The 21,216-nt window shown below is 43.4% G+C and carries 18 protein-coding genes; 13 read left to right on the top strand and 5 right to left on the bottom strand.

The window, feature by feature from the left end; genetic code table 11:
• Window positions 1-25: 25 nt before the first annotated feature.
• Both mltG and tmk read left to right on the top strand, forming a co-directional pair.
• Window positions 26-1,321 carry an endolytic transglycosylase MltG gene (mltG, locus tag AAEY72_RS05030; RefSeq protein WP_352309682.1) on the top strand — a complete coding sequence of 432 codons (1,296 nt, stop codon included), beginning with the start codon at window positions 26-28 and terminating at the stop codon, window positions 1,319-1,321.
• A 165-nt stretch (window positions 1,322-1,486) separates the two neighbouring features.
• Window positions 1,487-2,119 carry a dTMP kinase gene (tmk, locus tag AAEY72_RS05025; protein WP_352309832.1) on the top strand — a complete coding sequence of 211 codons (633 nt, stop codon included), beginning with the start codon at window positions 1,487-1,489 and terminating at the stop codon, window positions 2,117-2,119.
• Window positions 2,120-2,421: 302 nt separating this feature from the next.
• Here tmk and AAEY72_RS05020 read toward each other — a convergent pair whose 3' ends face one another.
• The gene (locus tag AAEY72_RS05020) at window positions 2,422-4,653 is read right to left on the bottom strand and encodes a cation:proton antiporter (protein ID WP_352309680.1); all 2,232 of its coding nucleotides are present in this window, start codon (window positions 4,651-4,653) and stop codon (window positions 2,422-2,424) included.
• 664 nt (window positions 4,654-5,317) lie between these two features.
• Here AAEY72_RS05020 and AAEY72_RS05015 point away from each other — a divergent pair.
• From AAEY72_RS05015 to AAEY72_RS04975, 9 genes are all read left to right on the top strand, one after another.
• The gene (locus tag AAEY72_RS05015) at window positions 5,318-6,772 is read left to right on the top strand and encodes a Do family serine endopeptidase (protein WP_352309679.1); all 1,455 of its coding nucleotides are present in this window, start codon (window positions 5,318-5,320) and stop codon (window positions 6,770-6,772) included.
• A gap of 245 nt (window positions 6,773-7,017) precedes the next feature.
• The gene (locus AAEY72_RS05010; protein WP_352309678.1) at window positions 7,018-8,226 is read left to right on the top strand and encodes a hypothetical protein; all 1,209 of its coding nucleotides are present in this window, start codon (window positions 7,018-7,020) and stop codon (window positions 8,224-8,226) included.
• A gap of 433 nt (window positions 8,227-8,659) precedes the next feature.
• Window positions 8,660-9,565: a 4-hydroxy-tetrahydrodipicolinate synthase gene (gene dapA / locus AAEY72_RS05005; RefSeq protein WP_189583329.1), complete on the top strand. Its 906-nt coding sequence runs from the start codon at window positions 8,660-8,662 to the stop codon at window positions 9,563-9,565.
• Between the two features lie 147 nt (window positions 9,566-9,712).
• Window positions 9,713-10,033, top strand: coding sequence for a hypothetical protein (locus tag AAEY72_RS05000; protein ID WP_352309677.1), 321 nt, complete (start codon window positions 9,713-9,715; stop codon window positions 10,031-10,033).
• A 140-nt stretch (window positions 10,034-10,173) separates the two neighbouring features.
• Window positions 10,174-10,887 carry a phosphoribosylaminoimidazolesuccinocarboxamide synthase gene (gene purC / locus AAEY72_RS04995; protein WP_010196111.1) on the top strand — a complete coding sequence of 238 codons (714 nt, stop codon included), beginning with the start codon at window positions 10,174-10,176 and terminating at the stop codon, window positions 10,885-10,887.
• A gap of 273 nt (window positions 10,888-11,160) precedes the next feature.
• Window positions 11,161-11,544, top strand: a complete 384-nt coding sequence (locus AAEY72_RS04990) for a CDI toxin immunity protein (protein ID WP_352309676.1) — start codon at window positions 11,161-11,163, stop codon at window positions 11,542-11,544.
• Between the two features lie 178 nt (window positions 11,545-11,722).
• Window positions 11,723-12,172, top strand: a complete 450-nt coding sequence (locus AAEY72_RS04985; protein WP_352309675.1) for a hypothetical protein — start codon at window positions 11,723-11,725, stop codon at window positions 12,170-12,172.
• A gap of 312 nt (window positions 12,173-12,484) precedes the next feature.
• Window positions 12,485-13,117 (top strand): DNA-3-methyladenine glycosylase, encoded by a 633-nt coding sequence (locus AAEY72_RS04980; RefSeq protein ID WP_352309674.1) that lies wholly within the window; start codon window positions 12,485-12,487, stop codon window positions 13,115-13,117.
• Between the two features lie 70 nt (window positions 13,118-13,187).
• Window positions 13,188-13,499: a YqfO family protein gene (locus AAEY72_RS04975; RefSeq protein ID WP_352309673.1), complete on the top strand. Its 312-nt coding sequence runs from the start codon at window positions 13,188-13,190 to the stop codon at window positions 13,497-13,499.
• A gap of 178 nt (window positions 13,500-13,677) precedes the next feature.
• Here the strand turns inward: AAEY72_RS04975 and AAEY72_RS04970 are convergent, their stop codons facing one another.
• From AAEY72_RS04970 to AAEY72_RS04955, 4 genes are all read right to left on the bottom strand, one after another.
• Entirely contained in the window at window positions 13,678-14,040 is a 363-nt protein-coding gene (locus tag AAEY72_RS04970; RefSeq protein WP_352309672.1) for a hypothetical protein, read from the bottom strand.
• A gap of 202 nt (window positions 14,041-14,242) precedes the next feature.
• A complete protein-coding gene (locus AAEY72_RS04965) occupies window positions 14,243-14,932 on the bottom strand; it encodes a hypothetical protein (RefSeq protein ID WP_352309671.1) in 690 nt (229 codons plus the stop codon).
• Window positions 14,933-16,072: 1,140 nt separating this feature from the next.
• Window positions 16,073-16,276: a CsbD family protein gene (locus AAEY72_RS04960; protein WP_010196100.1), complete on the bottom strand. Its 204-nt coding sequence runs from the start codon at window positions 16,274-16,276 to the stop codon at window positions 16,073-16,075.
• A 454-nt stretch (window positions 16,277-16,730) separates the two neighbouring features.
• Window positions 16,731-17,960: an NADH:flavin oxidoreductase/NADH oxidase family protein gene (locus AAEY72_RS04955; protein WP_352309670.1), complete on the bottom strand. Its 1,230-nt coding sequence runs from the start codon at window positions 17,958-17,960 to the stop codon at window positions 16,731-16,733.
• Window positions 17,961-18,138: 178 nt separating this feature from the next.
• On the opposite strand from AAEY72_RS04955, the gene AAEY72_RS04950 reads away from it, so the two are divergent.
• On the top strand, window positions 18,139-18,825 hold the full coding sequence (locus AAEY72_RS04950; RefSeq protein ID WP_352309669.1) for a TetR/AcrR family transcriptional regulator: 687 nt from the start codon (window positions 18,139-18,141) through the stop codon (window positions 18,823-18,825).
• Between the two features lie 211 nt (window positions 18,826-19,036).
• Entirely contained in the window at window positions 19,037-21,199 is a 2,163-nt protein-coding gene (locus AAEY72_RS04945; protein ID WP_352309668.1) for a molybdopterin oxidoreductase family protein, read from the top strand.
• Window positions 21,200-21,216: the final 17 nt, after the last annotated feature.

Here is a 21,216-nt window from a genome sequence, read left to right as displayed (position 1 = left end):
GCAAACCTCTGCCTTGCGAGTTGCCATGAGCAATCCAACACCTGAAACGCCTCCTGAACGTCCTAATGATACTCCATCCAATGAGCAAGAGGGCGCTGTTGACGAGCGCATCGCTGGCACGCCATCGAATGCCAAGCCAGTCTTGGATGAGGCTGCAGGCGAGGAAGTGCCGGCAACGGATATCTCGCTCATCAGCGGCAAGACTAAGCCGCGTAAATATAAAGTGGACAATCAATCGTTCTTTATGCAGCGTGGCTATCAGGTATTGCTTGTGCTGGGGCTTATTGCTGCGTTTCTCTTAGTCATAGTCTATCAGACACTGTTTGGACGGATTGAGCAGCCGCAGCAGATGGTCACGATCGAGCAAGGTCAGACCTACTACGGATTACTGCCGCAGTGGCAACAGCAGACGCCACTGTTTTCTGCTAGTGTCGCCAAGCTTTATATTAAGTCGCAAGTCGATGCACCACTACATGCAGGCATTTATCAATTACCAGAGAACCCAACCATCGCTGAGGCGCTACAAGTGCTCGCGCAGGGTGCCAAAGCGGCAATGGTAAAAGTGCAAATTATCGAAGGTAAAACGTCTAAAGACTTATATCAATCGCTACGTGATAACGACAATATCAAAAAAGAAGTGCTAATAGCAGACAGCGGTGATGCTAGTAACGCCAGTATTGCTCAAGGGCTGGACTTGGTCGGTATATTGCCAAAGAGCGTGACCAACAGTAACGACCCTATCGTCAATCATAATCTTGAAGGGTGGTTTGCGCCTGACACTTATTATTACGGCGAGGGCACCAGTGACAAGCAGGTATTGACGGATTTGTATAAGCGTCAGCAGCAAGCGTTGACCAAAGCATGGGAAAATCGTGCGCCTGACCTGCCTTATAAAAGTCCTTATGAAGCACTGGTAATGGCCTCTATTATCGAAAAAGAAACCAGCGTGGCAGAAGAGCGTCCCTTAGTATCAGCGGTGTTTAAAAATCGCTTGGATAAAGGCATGCGCATGCAGACCGATCCGACGATTATCTATGGTATGGGCAGCCGCTACGATGGTAACATTCGCCGTAAAGACATCGACGAAAAAACATCCTACAACACCTATCAAATCGATGGTTTGCCGCCTACACCGATTGCGCTACCGTCTGCGGCCTCTATCGAAGCCACCTTACATCCAGCGGATAGTGAAGCGCTGTATTTTGTGGCGACAGGGAATGGTGGGCACAAATTCACCAATAGCTTGGCTGAACACAATCAGGCGGTAAAAGAATACCTGAGTGTCATGCGTGAGAAAAAATCTCAAACGCCGCCGCAGTAAACCATCGATTTACTTTTCATAAAACCTATCATTTACTGAGCGCTATAAAAATTCATATAGTGCTCATCAATGACATAAGGTCATATCATGTCAGCATCTATACCAGCCAACTTGTTGCAAATCAATTCAACTCAAGCCACGACTGATATTACGGATACAGCACCTATGCAAGGGCGCTTTATCAGTTTTGAAGGCACTGAAGGCGTGGGTAAAACCACTGCCATCGAGCAGTTATGTGCGCGCTTGCAAGATAGCGGTATCGACTATTTGCGTACCCGTGAGCCGGGTGGTAGCCCATTTGCAGAGCGTCTGCGCGAGATATTATTGGATCCAGCGACGGAGATCAATGACGATACAGAGCTGTTGTTATTGTTTGCAGCGCGCTGCGACCATATGCAGCAGGTAATATTGCCAGCACTACAGCAGGGAACATGGGTGATATGTGATCGATTTACCGACTCTACCATTGCTTATCAGGGCTTTGGGCGTGCGCATGGTGACGCTACTGTACGAGTCAAAATTGATGCGCTTATCACTCAGTTCGTTACCCAGTTGCCCGAACTGACTTTATGGTTGGATTTGCCAGTGTTAGAAGGCATGGCACGGGCGGGTAAACGTAGCGCTGCCGATCGTTTTGAGCAGCAGGCGACTGAGTTTTTTACGTGGGTGCATACAGGTTTTAGTACGCTCGCAGCCGAGCACCCTGAGCGTATCCAGCGTATCGATGCCTCAGGTAGCGCTGAGGAGGTCAGCACACGAGTATGGCAAACAGTTGCGACAAGATTTCATCTTAGCTAGGCCGTGTCTCCAATTCACTCGATATAGTCAAAATACCCCAAAAACGCTACGATACTGCTGATATTAATTTTCACTGACTATAGTCATCTACATGGGCTAAATCTTGCCAAACATCGTCAAATAGCGCCCTATAAAAAAGCCCTCATAATCATTATGAGGGCTTTTAATTTGCTTATTAGCTTTTCAGAAAATATAGTCATTCCACTATAAAAGTATTACAGTGTTAACCTCGCTTGAAGTATCACATATACATCTACACTCGGTTGCCTTGTACTACTTTTAAATTGAATCGACTATAGCGTTTATGGTTTATCCGCATCCTTTTTTACCGAATCTTTCACCTTCACATTGTTGGCGGTATTGTCATGATCTGAGTCAGGTAGGCGGTTAGGATCGAGCGCACCACTTTTTATCTTGGGCGCACTACCATTGCCGTTTGTACTACTATTAGTCGACTTACTGGTTTTTGACGTTGCCGTTGAGTTATCTGCCATCACCCCTTTGTTGACTGTGTTAGTAGAGACGTCTTTAGCTTCCGCTCCCTGACGTTTATCTATCTCAGCCTTGACGGTTTTTTTCGCTACGTCACTCTCTTTATCAACCGCTATGGATGGCTCTTGCTCTGGCGTATCAGCGATATCTTCCACCATCTCTTTTTCTTTGCGCTTTTCAGGCGCTTTGGAGTTGGCTTCAAAACTGGCATCTGCGGCAGCACGGGCTTGCTCTTGTTTTGGCGTGACGTCCACTGGCTTTGGCTGGACTTCATCATCAACGACTAGAGAAATGAGCTTGCGATCACGTGGTACTGATCCTTCGAACTTATCAGTGATGACTTGCAGCTTGCCTTCTTTGTCTAGGGTATAGAGCGGCACGAACTGCTTATTGTCGGCTTTATACTGCTCAAACGTATAGCTGTCCGTAATGTTGGTGATTTTAATACGGGCTTTTTTGGACAGCATACTGGCAAGTTTGGTATAGGTTACGTCTTTGCCAAACAACCACTGCGAATGAAAGTTTGACTGCTTATCATCGCGCTCACTTTTCACTTTTTCATCGCTGAACTTGAGGCGATAGAGCTTGCGCTCGCCGAACTCATGGCGGTAATGAATCTCAGACAAGGTATTCATCTCTTTATCCATACTCATCGCGAATAGATGACCAATACCGATAAGGTCAAGATGATGGTCAGCGTGATCGGAGATGGGGTTGCCAAAATAGGTGCGCAGACCACTCATACGCGCGCGGGCGATATTGGTATAGTTATTATGAGCGACGATGACATCGAAGCCTTGGTCTTTTAAGGAGGTTGCGATTAGCAACGCAACTGGATTGGAGCCAACGATAAGAATACCATTGGTCTCAGGCTCACGCACGCCAAGTAAATTGCCCACTACTTTTGCACCCAAGCCCTGAATCATGACCGTACCGATGATGACCATAAATACTAAAGGTACGAGCAGCTCAACGCCCTGAATATCATACTCTTGCAAGCGAATCGCAAACAGCGATGAGATAGCGGCGGCGACGATACCGCGCGGTCCAATCCAGCTGATCATTAGCTTTTCATTGGTTTTTAGGTTTGAGCCAATAGAAGATGCCCAGACCGATAAGGGACGCGCCACAAACATTACGATAGCGAGTAGCACCAAGCCTGCAAAGCCCACACTCATTAAGCTTGCCAGCTCCACACGTGCCGCAAGAATAATAAATAATACCGAAATAAGTAGAACGGTTAATGATTCATTGAATTCTAAAATAGTCTCACGTGGGAACTTGGGCCAGTTCGCCAGTGCGACGCCCAAGACGGTGACGGTTAGCAGACCAGACTCATGCTCTAAATGGTTGGAGACAGAGAATAAAACCAAAACAAAAGCTAAGGTAAAGACATTGCGTAAAAACTCAGGCACCATATGGCGGCGCATTAAGAACGCCAATGCCCATGCGCCAGCCATACCAAGCGCCGTTGCAAGCACGACAATTTTGGCAAATAGCAATATGCTGCTGGCTTCACCACCAGAGATAATATACTCATAGACCAATACCACGGCGATAGCGCCAATGGGATCGATGATAATGCCTTCCCATTTGAGGATATTGGAGATGGTCTTGTTGGGGCGCACACTACGTAACAACGGCATAATCACCGTCGGCCCAGTGACACATACCAGCGCCCCGAACAGCAACGCAATCAATGGATCGACATCGAACAATAGATAAGTCGACAGCGCGACGATAGCAATGGTGATGAGCACCCCGACCGACACCAGCATCTGTACGACCGTGCCGTGTTGCTTGATTTCATCAAACTCAAGGGTCAGTGAGCCTTCGAACAAAATAATCGCCACGCCCAAAGAGATGAACGGAAACATCAGCTCGCCCAAGACTAAATCAGGGTCGAAAACGCCGAGTACGGGTCCAACAATAATGCCAATGAGTAACAAAAATAAAATGGACGGTTGCTTTAAATACCAAGCCAACCATTGGGCGGCAATGCCGATCCCAACCACGCCGGATAACAATAGGGCGGTATCCATAAATTAATCCTTTTATAATCTTGTGATGCTGTCTAGCTATTAAAGTGGGTTATCGTTAGCGGCCAAAACCTTTTATAACGGCAAATTAATAATAACCATAGCCATCATGAATCATGGATGATATATATACTATATAGTAGTAAAGACAAACGCGTCTCTAGATAAATAAAAAAATGCTAGAAGCGCAAAAGATGGAAAATAAGGGCGTTAAAAGCCAATTCGATTAGTGTATAGTTCATAGCTGCCCGATGTGGCTAACTATTGTTTGCTAAAAAATTTATTAGGCTTGTTATCATATCATGATTTTATTTTATATATGTCAAGGGTCTGTCTGACGTGATAGCCGCGCGCCATCGTTCTGCGCTGACACATGATTAGGTGAACGCGCTATAAAAGATTACGAAATCGAGGGGATAAGACGACGGGGTATCAAAATGGCTTATATTCACGTCATTATCCTTACCCATCGCTACGACACAAACTGGCAGGCAAGTAATAGTAATAAGCTGACCAGCGTTCAAGATGGTTGCTTATAAATTGTTCCTTATAAATTATTGCTATAGATTATCCCTATAGATTTATACAAGCTTGCTATCTATTCTATTATGGCGATAATAGCGATAATATTGTTGCTAACAATAATAACCACTCATATGGAGACAATATGCCTATCAATATGTTTCAAGCGCAACCCACTATTCGTATGCAGCGTTGGTTGCAACGTAGCAGTTTGGCACTGGTTATCGGCACGGTAATGGCGATAGGCATTAATGCAGCCACTATGCCTCAGGCACAAGCAGCGGTCACCACTGCTGATTTCTCTGACTTGGTACAGCAAGTGACGCCAGCGGTGGCACGGGTCAATGTCACCAAAACGGTCAGTGAAGATGAGCTTGCCAAAGCGCAAACCGCCGAACTTTTACGTCAGTTCTTCGGGGATCGCTTGCGTATCCCAGATCAAGCAGCGAAGCCCGCGATTGAACACGCTTATGGCACTGCTTTTTTTGTCACCACTGATGGTTATATGTTGACCAATCATCATGTGGTTGCTGGAGCAGATAAAATCACCGTGACTCTTAATGACAGAACCGAGCTGGATGTGACCTTGGTGGGTAGCGATGAGCGCTCAGATGTGGCCGTACTCAAAGTCGTGGGTAATCAGTTCCCAGCTTTGCCCATCGGCGATTCAAACAGTCTAAAAGTGGGTGAGCCGGTGTTGGCGATTGGCTCGCCATTTGGCTTTGATTATTCGGCATCCGCAGGTATCGTGAGTGCCAAGTCACGCAGTTTTTCACGTGAGACCAGTGTGCCTTTTATCCAAACCGACGTAGCATTAAATCCGGGTAACTCAGGTGGACCTTTATTCAATCAGCGCGGTGAAGTTATTGGTATCAACTCACGTATCTTTAGCGGGACGGGCGGTTATATGGGCTTGTCGTTTTCTATCCCCATTGACGCGGCGATGGATATCTACGAGCAGCTAAAAACCAATGGTGAAGTCGCGCGTGCCTATATGGGTATTTATCCTCAAGACATCGATCGCAATCTGGCCGAAGCGTATAACTTGGCTCGTCCGCAGGGCGCTCTGCTTACACGTGTCTCACCAGACTCACCAGCACAAAAATCAGGTCTGCAATCAGGCGATATTATTTTGCAATATAATGATGTGCAGATTATGCGCGCCGCAGATTTATTGAATCTGCTCAATCGGGCACGACCCAATGATCCGTTCAGTGCTCAGATTCAGCGTGATGGCAAGCAAATGACGGTAAAAGGCACGCTAACGTATGCACCAAATGATGTCCGAGCGCAAAGCGGCTCACAGCAAGACGATGAGATACAACTGGGCTTACGTCTGCGCAATTTGACTCCAGATGAGCAGGCAGAGCTGGCTGTTGACAACAAAACAGGCATATTGGTCACGACCGTCGACCCGACTGGCTTAGCCGCCCGTTCAGGTATTTTCGCTGGCGATATCGTTACCAACTTTCATCAAAAGCCGATTGCGAAGGTCACGGATTTCTCCAGCGCTATCTCCTCACTTCCCAAAAAAGGGGTAGTAACGATTGAAGTCATGCGCCAAGGCATTCCTGGTATTATCGGCCTGCGCATTGAATAGCCACCATATAGTCAATCCACTATGCTTAAATGAAGTATCTCACTAAGCGTTGATAATTATACTTGTCTATCATAGAGCGCGACCTCTATAATGGCTGATTTTTTTATCGATTGATTTTGATGATATGCTATTGCTCGATTTAACTTTGATTAAGCGACATTGAGTTGGGCGCTGATTTGACTGAACAACATTAATTGACCACTGCACAAACGACTATTCATACCTCTATATACAGCTAGGTAATTATGACTGACCACGCTTTTTATACGCTCAGCATCACGACAGCGGCAGCATTGCTAGCGTATATCATCTTGTGGTCAGGATTACAGACGTTCAATGCCAATCCCACAAAACGCTTTTTGCGTATTTGGTCAAAATTGACGCTATATTATGCTGCTTATACCATGCCAGTTTGGGCGTTACTGTTGGTAATTGGGCGAGTACAAGAGGTGACGCCTCTACTGGCACAATTGTCACCGAGCGTTGTATTGATGGCTACCATCACGATGGGTCTGTACTTTTATACTGTCGTTGTGCAGCCCAATTGTTTGCGCGTGCAGCATCATGCGGTTGATTTAGACTTGTCAGCCCCGCTCACAGTAGCGGTATTAGCAGATTTGCGTATTGGCTTATATAGTGGCAAGCCGCGTCATATTCGCAAGCTTGTCGCTACCATCAATGCGCTGTCAGCAGATGCAGTGCTGATTACAGGTGACTGGCTCTATTACCCGAGCGCAGATTTGGTGGGGCAGTTGATGCTGTTTAAGGGAGTAAACAAACCCGTTTATACGGTGATGAGTACCTCGGATTTGCGTTATCAGTCGATTAATACCACCAAGCAAGGTCAGCCACTATTGAAAGATACTTTGGCCAGTGCCTTTGATGTGCTTGATATCAATTATATCGGGCAGCAATGTACGTCGTTGCCGCTTAAATGTGCCCAAACTGGCAACGGTCGATTAAGAGCAAATCAAACAAGCTCCATTAAAGGTCACCTGAATACCCGTACACAAACGCACCCAAAGGATAATCCAGTCGTGGCGGTGCTTTGCGGTTGGCAAGATGTTCCAAAACAATCGAGCGATGCCAAAACTTTGCAGGTACCTAGTAAAGTGGCGCTTAGTGCCGAAATCGCGCAGGCGACTAAACCTGTCATTATTCTTGCGTCACGATTTGATAGTATTAGCGACTTACCAAAATCGCTACAGCCGCGACCACTATTGATAACGGGGGCTGCTAAAGCGATACAGAAAAACATACTAAAGGCGCAAAAAAAGCAAGATATTCGCCGTATAGACAATCAATCGTCATTGTTGGGTAGTAGCCGGATGGGTAAGCAGCGCGGTCTATATCAGCATGGTAGCGCGCAGATATTTGTCAGTAGCGGAGTGGGTACTCGAGGATTGCCTTTTCGCTTGTATCGTCCGACTATCGATGTGTTGACGATTCGTTAAAACGACTCAAAAGCATTTATCCCAGTTTCATAAGTACGCTAAACTAACTATTAAATAATGAAGTCTATAATCAGTCACTCTTGCGCATTACCATCGCGTTAAACAGGGCTTAAAATGGCACACGATATACCTAGGCTGAGCATTAATTGACTGATAGCGGTCAAATCAAAATATGCTACACTAGTAAGCGTTTTTATGGCTATCAATAAACAACCTCGGCAATTGACAAAAATAATGTTAGTGCGGGTAGACCTGCACATGATTTTATAGTGCAAATGTCATTATTGTAGGTATATAAACACCCAGTATGAACATCAAGCAATACCTGTCATTGGCTTGTCTATTGACTTAAAAATGGATATGGGTAGTTGCAAATGATCGATCATGTGACAGCTTTAATAAAGCTAGGATAATACAACAGTAAGGCACGGTTATGAGCACAGCATACGACGAGATTAAAACCCGACTACAAGGTTCAATGGTAGCCTTGGTAACGCCCATGCACCCTGACGGCACGGTCGATTATAAACGTCTGGCCGATCTCATAGACTGGCAGATTGAGCAAGGCACCCACTGTCTCGTTGCCGTCGGTACCACTGGCGAATCAGCGACGTTATCGATGCAAGAACATAGCGATGTGATTCGTTACTTTGTGAAGCATGTCAAAGGCCGCGTGCCAGTGATAGCAGGTACAGGCGCGAATAATACGACTGAAGCCATCAAACTGACGCAAGATGCGGCGGATGCTGGTGCAGACTGTGCATTATTGGTTGCTCCTTACTATAATAAGCCGCCACAAGAAGGCTTGTATCAACATTATAAAGCCATTGCCCAAGCCGTAAACATCCCGCAGATGCTCTATAATGTACCGGGGCGTACCGTGGTCGATATCGCTCAAAATACGGTTGAACGTTTGGCTGATATCGATAATATCGTTGCGATTAAAGATGCTACGGGCTCAGTCGCTCGCGGTGAGCAATTGATTAAAGCGGTCGGCGATCGTATTGTCGTGCTATCTGGCGATGATGGTACGGCGCTTGATTTGATGCAAATGGGTGCCAAAGGCAATATTTCAGTAACGGCTAATGTCGCACCGAACGCCATGAGTGAGACGTTTTCGGCCGCGCTACGTGGTGATTTTGATGCCGCGCACAAAGTACATGACGTGATTAAGCACTTGCATCGTGATTTATTTATTGAATCGAGCCCCATTCCAGCAAAATATGCGTTACATAAAATGGGTATGATAGATACGGGTATCCGCTTGCCATTGGTTTGGCTAGCAGAACAACATCATGCCACTATTGATGAAGCGTTGGTTCGCGCAAATTTACTATAGATGCGTGCGAATTTATTATAGAAGTGAAGCATTGTAAATGCTGAGCCAGTCGCTGATGACATTGGCTTAGCAAGAACTTATAAGGTTCTATCAAAACGACGAGCCAATCGTCTAAATGAGCAAAAATTGCTAACTCAGAGAGATAATATGATGAAAGTATCATCAACCCCTACAAGAACGTTTCCTGCTATGATGGTTTTGGTATTGGGTAGCACACTAGTATTAAGTGGCTGTCAAATGACCAAAGGCTTTCTTGGTAAGCGCGATAATGGCAGCTTAGAGTATCAAGAGAGTAAGAAGCTTGCACCACTAGAGCTACCAGTGACTCAACAACCAGCAGCCTTTGTGCCGTTATACACAACCCCAAATGCAGGCGTAAACACGCTCACCTTACAGAACGAAGCAGGTAAGCAGTATCAACTGCCTAAGCCTCAACGCGCTGTCGCTGTGAGCGATGCTTCAAACTAAACACCGTATTTCCCTACTTACACCGCTGACTTTTTACTATGACTGTTCAGGACATGATGTTCTCATGAATGACGTCATATAGGATTCAGCGGTCGCTGCGCGTTTTTACCACATAAGCTTGAACGAACAGGAACTCCATAATGCAAAAGCAACAACTGCTGTATAAAGGTAAAGCCAAATCAGTCTATGAAACAGAAGACAACGACCTTCTGATTTTACACTTTCGTGATGATACCTCGGCGCTTGATGGTAAGCGTATCGAACAGTTGGCACGTAAGGGCGTGGTTAATAACCGCTTTAATGCTTTTATTATGCAAAAACTGGCTGCCGCTGGTATCGAAACTCATTTCGAAAGACAATTGTCTGATGACGAAGTGCTGGTCAAGCGTTTGGATATGATTCCAGTTGAGTGCGTCGTACGTAACTTCGCTGCGGGCAGTTTGGTTCGTCGTTTAGGCTTAGAAGAAGGCCAAGCATTGACGCCGCCTACTTATGAGCTATTCTACAAAGATGACGCGCTTGGTGATCCAATGGTCAATGAGTCACTTTCTGTGTCTCTTGGTTGGGCTACCGAAGCACAATTAGCAAAAATGGAAGAGCTGACTCATCAAGTGAATGATGTATTGAAAGCATTGTTTGATGCAGGCGATTTAATACTGGTTGATTTCAAGTTAGAATTTGGCGTATTTCATGACCGTATCGTTTTAGGTGATGAGTTTTCACCAGATGGTTGCCGTATTTGGGACAAAAATACCAAGAAGAAATTGGATAAAGACCGTTTCCGTCAATCATTAGGCGATGTTATCGAAGCTTACGAAGAAGTGGCCAACCGTATTGGTGTACCACTTAGCTAAGTCGTAAATGTCTAGCGCAAAACAAAAAAACTGAGCCATGTGCTCAGTTTTTTTATGGCATTATATGAATGATGGTACCCTAGTGAGGAATTTAATCTTTGGTTGTGGGCTAATGGTATCAAGGTTTTATTTTTTGAGATACGGGAAGGGTACTTCGTAGTGTACTTGTTCAGATATCTAAGATTGTTCGAAGCTAGGAGATATATTATCTCATTTAATAGAACTGAAAAATATTTTGTTAACCTCCTAAACAGATTGCATAAGTAGTAACTAATGACACTATTTGAAGAATGTAAAGAAGCATTAAAGGAAGATTTTCATATTGTAGAGGATGAGCAGAAAGCGATAGAAATCTTGCAAACTTTTCCTATACCCTATGACTATATAATGTGGTCTGAACTTAGCTATAAAGACTATGACCGTATGGAAGATATAGTAAATGATTTATCAATTTTATCTAATAAATCTCTATACGTTTTAGCTGATAACGCTGATGTGCCCGTTTTTAGATCCAATCTAAAAGTCATAATGGAGAACATTTATGATGTATCTGCTTTATCTCCTAAAGTATTCATATTTAATCAAGAGGTTATAATAGAGCCATTATTTCCAAGTGATAACTTGAGAGTTGGTTTAAAGAATGAACTTCCCAAATAGACTGTTCCTCAAGTGAACCACTCTGAACCTAATTTTTCTCTGTAAATTCGTCTACCATAAGCGCTGGTATGAGAGTATATGTTCGGTGCGCTATACAGGCATCGAACTATATGATGAAAATTTTCCAAGTTAATTTCTACGAGATTAACGGCATGGGTCAGATGTAAGGATAGTTATAATGAAATACATCAAACACTTTGTAAATTCTTATGGAGAGCATACTTGGGATTTTACGTACTACTATCATGAAGTAGTTCCTAAGATACTTAAACATAGGGAGGAGTTAAGCCCGATTTTATCAAGTGATTTAAACGGAATAGATAATAGAGAGAAGACGCTTAATAAAGGCACAATCCAGACGATTTATTATGATTTAGAAAATGATAGGATTTCGTTGAAGATCGAGCAAAGACAAGGCAAAGATTTAATAGAAATCATCTATTCCGATATTGTGAATGTTAATATCAATTGTTGTATATTACCAATCACCATAATGGTACATGAAGTAGACGTAACGACTGATGGTAATATTCTACATTCACTATTTTTATTAGGTGATACAGAAATAGTTTTTGAATGCAAAAAAATAGAATTGAAGGCTATGCCTCTTAAAAAAGTCACAAGTTAAGCTCGAAATTAACTGCACTGTCTAATTGATTATGTCAAAATAAAAGCATATATTTTGGGTTCAACTCATCAAAATATATAGCAAGAAACTTTGACTATACCCCAGCGGAACCAGCAAAACAGACCTCTTAATCAATTAATAGACCACTTAAAATAGACTGCTGTAATGGAACCACTCAAAACAGACTGCAAGATTTAATCACTTTTATCCCATTTAGATCGCTATCGGTTGAATTAAGGACACACCCTAATACTTGTTTATTAATATTTGCTCATGTCAATTAGATGATATAAATAAGAGAAGGTTTCGCTAATGTCTATTGCTTCATCAACTGTTTTGGACCCTAGTTGGTTTACTCGACCAACCTGTGTGGTCGCCGCTGATTTGATTGGCAAAGTATTGTGTAGAAAGTTAACGGATACCGATGGCACAGTGAAAGTATTGCGCATGCGTATCTCAGAAACTGAAGCTTATATCGGTAAGGACGACCCTGCTTGTCATTCGCATGCGGGTAGCCGAACGGCTCGTACTGAAATTATGTATGCGCAAGGCGGCATGTTTTATGTCTATCTGACTTACGGTGTGCATCATATGCTCAATCTGGTCAGCGGTGGAGAAGAGTCTCCTGAGTCGGTATTAATACGGGCTGGATTTTTGACCGACGATAGTGATCGTTTGATGGAAGAACAGCTTCTGAGCACGAATAAGCAACTTACTCATCCAACCCAGATGGCAGGTCCTGGCAAATTAACGAAGCGCTTACAAATTGATCGCGCGTTAAATGGCAAATCTATCAGTGTGGAGTCAGCAGTATGGCTCGAAGATGATGACTGCCAGCCACCAGTATCGCTGCGTCCTCGTATCGGCATTGACTATGCTGGCGATGCCAAAGACTGGCTATTGCGCTATATCTGGAGCGACCATCCTTCATTATCAAAAAAATAAAACGATGGCTGCGCTATGATGGTAATAGAGCTGCTCTCTCATGCTAATAGATAAAACAAAGGGTGACACTATGTATAAATTGACGGTTTTTGTTCCCGAAGCGGCATTAGAGCCAGTTAAGTCTGCTTTATTTGCAGCAGGCGCTGGTACGATTGGCAATTACGAGCAATGCTGCTGGCAAGTACAAGGGGTGGGGCAGTTTATGCCGCTGGCAGGCAGTGATCCGCATATTGGCGCGCAAGATAAGCTCGAAAAAGTTGATGAGTGGCGAGTCGAGATGGTGGTTGCCACTGCTAATATTGAGCAAGTCATTGATGTACTAAAGCAGGCACACCCTTATGAGACGCCTGCCTATGATGTCATCGAAGTGCTAGATTTTTGAGCTTTAGAGGTATAGTTGATACTAAATAAAATGGGTACATGACATGATGATGCGTTACTGGCACAAACTTTTCTTGCTTGCTGTGCCTACGCAGACAGAGGCTACGAAAAATTTATACCAGTCACGCTGTCTCTTTTTTATATTGACCTGACTATAGGTTATTAGCAGTGGTTTAGGCTTATTTGATCTTAATTACTTGATAGCCTGGATAGCCAAGTTCGATTTTATAATCTTTACTACCACGTGTGGCCTTTACCTTTATTTTGCTATCACCTTTTTTATATTTGACGTCTTTGACACGGTAGCCCATATTATTGACTTTATTGGCGGCTCGTTGTTCGATAGCTGGTTGATAAAGCTCTTTATCAACGTTTTTGATAGCTTTTTTATGCTTCTTATAGACTTTACTGTCTTTATAAACGTCCTCGTAAAGGTCGCCGTACGCATTGTAGCCGGGGGCAGTGACGCAACCTGTCGTTATCATTAACGCTGTGACCATAGCGGTGGCAACGGTTGGCTTTAGTAGGGTTGTAATATTCATAATATCCTCTTATCAAGTTCAAGTTTTTTGACAGTGCTATAAAAAATGGCCAAACAAACCAAGGGCTGGCTTATTTGACCTTAGACATCAATAGGTTAACGATGTCACAATTTTTATTCGATACTGCATTATTCTCAACATCTTATAATCTTAAAAGTTAATCTCAGTTCAATGGATTAAATATTTAATCGTTCAACAGACCCTAGTCTTTTTCAACTTTAATCACATTTAAGTTTGGGTAACCAAGCAGTATTTCATAGTCTTGCGAGCCACGTCTGGCTTCTATCTCGAAAACGCCGCGATTATTCTTTTCTTCCAGCTCAATATCTTTTACACGATAGCCCATAGCGCTGACCTTTCTGACCGCTCTTTGTTTAATCGCTGGATAACGTGATTCTCTTTTGATGCTGTCTTCGATATCGTCGTTCTTATAGCGATTTTTGTTTTTGTTACCTTTGTTCTTGTTTCTATACTTATCTTTTTTATCATAATCATGCTTATCGTAGTCATGGTCATTATCATATTTGTCATCGTAGCGCTTCTTAGACCAGTCTTGTCTGTTTGAGCTGATAAGCTTTAGGCTAGGATAAGTATACTTGAGCTCATAGGTTTGATTGCTCTTTTTGGCATAGGCGGTGATCGCTCGATTGCCTCGATAATTATCGGATTTGATGTCTATGACCTGATAGCCTTTACGACGCAAATCCTGACGCAACTTCTGGCTCACACGGTTGTAGCTAGCGTTATTATCATAACCCTTGTCACCGCGATAGACAGAGTTATTGTCATAGCCTGGCCCTACGACAGTACAACCGACCATCGTACATAGCAATGTGAGCGAAAGGCCAGCAGACCTCGCTGTTTTCAATGAGAATAGCTGTAAAATCTTCATGATAAAATCTCCTACGATATTTTTTTGATCGATAATCACGTGATTGATAATTATGTGATTGCTTTTCACCTCTAACAGCGTAATGCAGTTGATATATATTTGACTTAATAGCACCGATAAATTAGTAGCGCCGATAAAGAAGGACTTGATGCCTTTTTATATTAGCAGTCTTATTTGTTTGCTCTAATAACTGGAGAATATTGTGTTTTGAAATATTTTCTTACATTATCTATGATAAGGCACAAAACTTGATGTTAAGTGTCATTTGCGTTATTAAGTTGTAATTCCACGTTTAAGGATATGTCGCTTAAACCATCATTTATAAACAATCACTTAAACAACAATACGGCACATACCTGAGTATTAGCAATAAAAAAACCATAGATGCTATTTAAGCTTATGTCGTTTCCATAATTTGTAGGTATAACGGTGCTTGTATGTGGGCTATTTGCCAATATTTTTGACCACCATGTCAAAGACAGTTTCGTTGAATATGAGTTTATTTATCCCTCTATGTCATGTGGGGTAGGTATTGTTTTCTCCGCGTTGGCGTTCGTTGTATTGCCAAAGGGTAGGGAAGTATTTTGGGAAAAATGCTGATTTAAGAATATCAATAACATTAGAGTCAATTGGGCTTGTAAGCATATGCTTACAAGCAATGACGTTTACGCGACTTAACATCAGGGTGAGAATTAGGCATTATACATACACGGCATCAGGGAATGTAACTCAAGGATTGAGTTGACCGCATTAAGGATAATGATTCGTTTACTGGCATCAGGATGATAACGGTAAACGAAGAAAGGATACATAACCTTTGCTGATAGCAGTTAATGCTAGTAACCGTAGTAAATAGGGTAGGATGCCCGGTATCGCAACATGCTGAACGTTATGCAAGGATGCATAGATTACAGTCGTGATAGGTAACATGGATGGTTAACAATAAAACCGCATAACAATCAATTGCTATGCGGTTTTATCGTGTCTATAGGTTAAGAAATTTTTATTCAACCTGTTCTAAGTACGTCATTGAGTACTGTATAAAGCGTTAAATAGCTGCTAATAAAAAACCGCATGAGAATCATGCGGTTTTTTTACTTATCAAATCATCAATAATGCCATTGTGACTTAACTGATAGCTTAATATTTGTTTTCGCGACGCCAATCATCTACTTCGCGCTCAGCATCATCCTTACTATGGCCATAACGTTCTTGGACTTTACCAACCAATTTATCACGGCTGCCTTCAACGTGTAATAAATCGTCATCAGTAAGGTCAGCCCATTTTTGCTTAGCTGAGCCTTTCACTTGGTTCCATTCACCTTTCAGGGTATGTTCGTTCATTATTATATTCCTTTTTTTGATTATTAATTAATCCAGATATTTATCTCGTTTGGTTTTACTTAATGCTAAGTTCAGTAGCTGCTTTTATTTAGTTACCGTATATTTGATATCTATAAAAATAAGCTAACTGATGCGTCTAATATAGACTTTGAAAATCACGCTGTCTGTATAGGCAATGTTTAGAGTGTTACTTCATGATAGCAATCTGCATGAGTATGTTATGGAGACCATATTTGTGTAATAAATAAGGGGTGTTGTCAGTGAAATACGTAAATAATATAAGAAGTTTTCTACCAACCTATCAATACCATCAGGCTTTATCAACGGCTCAGATTTTGTATTCGTCTGTATTCAGATCGGAATAAAATGAGGACACGCCCTAGAACAGTTTCAGCAATCAGCAATGCCTATTTATAAAGGTGCAACACGCCTCTTATAAAAGTGCAAACACAAATTACTTAGCCAAATAATCTTGATAACGCTTGGTAAGTTTCTTTACTCGGAGACGATCACGAATCAATGAAAATAGGGGTGAAGCATTGGGTTTTGGTGGCTTTCCTGCACCCATACGTTGCAGCTGGCGCTTAATGACAGCCATAGTCGCAATCGCACTCAAGGTTTTGTCTTTCCACTGAACCACTGGATCGTAGGCACTGAGCTGCTCGTTTTCTTTCCAGTCATTAGGCAAAGCGGGATTCATCGCTAAGGCTGTGCCCATCCCAACAATATCAATGCCTTGGGCTAGGACGTTTTCTGCTACCGCCAAACGCCTGACACCGCCTGTGGTCATAATGGGCATGGTGGCCACTTGCGCAATCTCTTTTGCAAAGTCTAAAAAGTAAGCTTCTCGCTGCAAGGTTCGACCGTCTGCCGTTGTGCCCTGCATAGCTGGGCTTTCGTAACTGCCACCAGATAACTCCACCAAATCAACAGCAAGTCCATTCATTGCTAGAATAACGGTTTTTGCATCATCAGCATCAAAACCTCCACGCTGAAAATCGGCTGAATTCATTTTTATGGCGACGGCAAAGCGAGGCGAAACTTGTGCACGAACAGCTTTAATAACAGTGATTAATAAGCGCATACGATTTTCAATCGAACCGCCAAATTCATCGTCACGTTTATTGGTTAATGGCGACAAAAACTGAGAGATAAGGTAACCGTGAGCGGCATGAATTTGCACGCCGTCAAAACCAGCTTGTTCTGCTTTTAAAGCAGTATCGACAAAACGTTGAATCAGCTGCTCAATATCTTGATGGGTCATGGCGCGGGGTTTGCCAAACAGATGAGAGTGCTTTCCTAAATCAAGGCAAACGTCAGAAGGTGACAACACATCACCTCCCATAGCCGCATACACTTGGCGACCAGGATGGTTAATCTGCATCCAAACTTGGGTGTCATTCTTTTTGGCCACTTTAGCCCACGCTTCAAAAGGAGCTATATCACTGTCTTTTTCTAATACAATACCGCCCGGACCGGTCATCGCGCGACCATCGACCATCACATTACCGGTAATTAATAAGCCAGTACCACCCTCAGCCCAGCGTTGATATAGGCGTAAAATAGTAGAGCCGGGGACTTGTCCTTCATCTGCCATATTCTCTTCCATAGCAGCTTTGGCAAGGCGATTTGAGAGACTGGTGCCACAAGGTAATAAAAAAGGAGAAAAAACTGCTGATGTCATGATGGCAACCTAGAAGTATTGTTTCGTGAAAAATAAGTTTGACGATGAATTTGACTATAGACTTATAGTTTAAATGACTATAATCTTATAGTCGATATAGTAATTATTCCCATAAGTCATTTTAAAACATCAATCGAGGTCGATATTGAAGGTAAATGCTAGAACAGACTTCATTCGCATGGCTGCCAGTCCAGCAACCGAATCAAAGCGTGAGCTGGCAAAAGCCAAAACGCGTCGCGCGCTATTAAAGAGTGCCCTACAGCTTTATAGCGTAGAGGGCGCTTGTGGCATGAGCATGAATAAAGTGGCCAAGGGTGCAGGCATTGCTCAACCTAGCTTTTACAATCATTTTGATAGCCTTGATGCCTTGCAACATGAATTAAGCGAACAGCTCAAAGACAACTATCTATCCCCCATGCGTATGGCTTGGGTAACGATGATAAAAGATTATGATTTTTTGAATAAAGAGCAATTTAACCAGCGTTGCCAGTCCTGTTTGACCATGATTTTTGATGCGGCATTTCAGAATATTGCCTTGTTTCAACACCTCATCGAAGATCGTCCGCGCTTTGGCTCAAAGACAATAAATGCCGTGAATAAGGATTCGGAGCATAAACAGTTAGGCAATCTTATTACAGAAATACAAGAAGAGTGGACGGAGATATTCATTCAGGGACTACAGTTATCTGGTCGTTCTATTGAACGCACTCACGTGAATCTCTGTGTCGATATTGCTAGCGCACAAGTCCATGAATTAATTTTAGGCTGTCATCAAGAGCGTTATTCAAAACAACAAGCGATCACCATTTTGAGTGCAAATTTTGCTGCATTGTTTGGCAATTTTTTTGCACGGACGCAACAATAAAGAAAGTAACTTGTAGTTGGTTCAAAATAAAAGGGGCACGTTAAATATAGTGTTCGGTTGGGATAAATGCTCCTCGCTTGCTGCGTGCTTTGCACTCCAGAGACTTCGAAAAAATTATCCCAGCAATGCTATATTTTTTAAATTGAATCGACTGTATAAAACGAAAGTAGAACGGAAACTAGAGTCAATAAAAAACACAGGGAGCACGACTATGGCTAAAGAAATGGTAGCTGACGAACAAACACATTTTAGAACCTGCACATTGTGCGAGGCGATGTGCGGCGTTGAAATAAAACATGATGGTGAAAAAGTATTATCGATTAAAGGCGATAAAAACGATCCCTTTTCGCAAGGCTACATTTGCCCAAAAGCCACGGCCTTACAAGATTTGCATGAAGACCCTGACCGCTTGCGCCAGCCTGTTGAAAGAACCGCTGACGGTTGGAAGGAAATCAGCTGGACGGACGCCTTAGACAAAGTAGCGGCAGGCATCCAATCAGTACAGCAAAAATACGGTCAAAACGCCTTTGGGGTGTATCTGGGAAATCCGAATGTGCATAACATGGGTGGCATGCTAACGGTCAAGCAGCTATTGACCAGCCTAAAAACACGCAGTCGCTTTTCTGCCACTTCAATTGATCAGCTGCCGCATCATATCGTCAGCATGCATCTATTTGGTCACATGCTGCGTATCCCTGTGCCTGATGTGAATCGCACACAATATATGTTGATTATTGGTGGCAATCCGCTGGCCTCTAACGGCAGTATCATGACTGCGCCAAACATGCGCCAAAAGTTAAAAGATATAAAAGCTCGCGCGGGTAAAGTGGTTGTGATTGACCCAAGACGCACAGAAACCGCAGAGATCGCCAGCGAGCATCATTTTATTCGTCCCGCAACTGATGTTCTGTTATTACTAGCTATGTTGAACGAAATCTATGCGCAAGGCTATGCCAAGGTAGACAGTAGAGCAGCGGCTTTGGCCCCAGAGATTGATCGTATCGCCTCTTTTGCCAAAGACTATACGGCTGAGTCGGTAGCCAGCATTACTGGTATTACTGCACTTGAAATTAAACGTTTAGTGAAGGAGTTTTGCGAGGCTGAAAGCTCGGTCTGCTATGGTCGCATGGGTATATCGGTGCAAGAGTTCGGCTTGTTAAGCCAGTATCTGTCGATGGTCATTAATATCGTGAGCGGTCGCTTAGATGAAGTGGGCGGATTGATGTTCCCTAATCCTGCGGTCGATGTTGTCAATAGCTCGGGCCCAGGATATTTAGGCAAACGCCACAGCCGAGTAAGCAATCTGCCTGACTTCAATGGGGAGTATCCAGTGGTTGCGATGGCGGATGAGATGTTGGTAGCAGGCGAAGGTCAGTTGAAAGGATTTATGAGTGTCGCCGGTAACCCTGTCCTCAGTACACCAAATGGTGAAAAATTAGATGAAGCCTTGTCAGGGTTGGACTTTATGGTGTCGCTCGATTATTTTGTGACCGAAACCAGCCGTCATGCCAATATTATATTACCGCCTGTATCGCCATTAGAGCGTGACCATTACGACATCACGTTTAACGGTTTTGCGGTGCACAATGTCGCCAAGTATTCGCCTGCCTTGTTTGATCGAAAAGACAATGAAAAGCATGATTGGGAGATTTATTTAGAATTGGCTGATCGTTTGGATAAAGATGCCCCAGAAGCAATACAAAAAGAACGTGCAGCGACAAAAGCGTTTGGGCCAAAGTTTTTACTCGAGCAGGGTCTCAAGTATGGGCCTTATAAAGAGGTTACCTTGGATGTGCTGATAGACAATCCGCACGGTGTTGATTTAGGGCCACTGCACAGTATGCTGCCAGAGGCCATCAAGCATGCAGACAAGCAGATTCATCTCAATGTTGATTTTTATCAAGCAGATTTAGACCGTGTAAAAGAGATGATGCAGCAATATGATGACAGTCACATTTTGCTCATTGGCCGCCGTCATGTGCGCAGCAACAACTCTTGGCTGCATAATAGCCATCGATTGGTAAAAGGAAAATCACGTTGTACGTTAATGTTGCATCCTGAAACTGCTGAGCAGCAAGGCATTAAAGATGGTCAAGATGTCAGAGTGACGTCTCGGGTGGGCAGCGTTATCATTGCCGCAGAAGTCACTGATGAGCTGATGCCAGGCGTTGTTAGTATTCCACATGGCTTCGGTCATGGTCGCAAAGGCGTTAAGCAGAAGATTGCCCAAGCGCATGCAGGCGTCAGTGTAAATGACTTAACGGACGATACTTTGATTGATCAGTTGAGTGGCAACGCGGCAGTAAATGGTGTGCCAGTACAATTAGAAGCGCTTGAATCAGCAACAGATGACGCATTGGCTACGGCATCATAAATTTTGATGGGCAGCAC

Origin of the sequence: Psychrobacter sp. W2-37-MNA-CIBAN-0211 (assembly GCF_040309405.1) — a bacterium.
GTDB classification, from domain to species: domain Bacteria; phylum Pseudomonadota; class Gammaproteobacteria; order Pseudomonadales; family Moraxellaceae; genus Psychrobacter; species Psychrobacter glaciei.
Note: the sequence above shows the minus strand (reverse complement) of the source record. Positions and strands in the feature narration are given on the sequence as shown.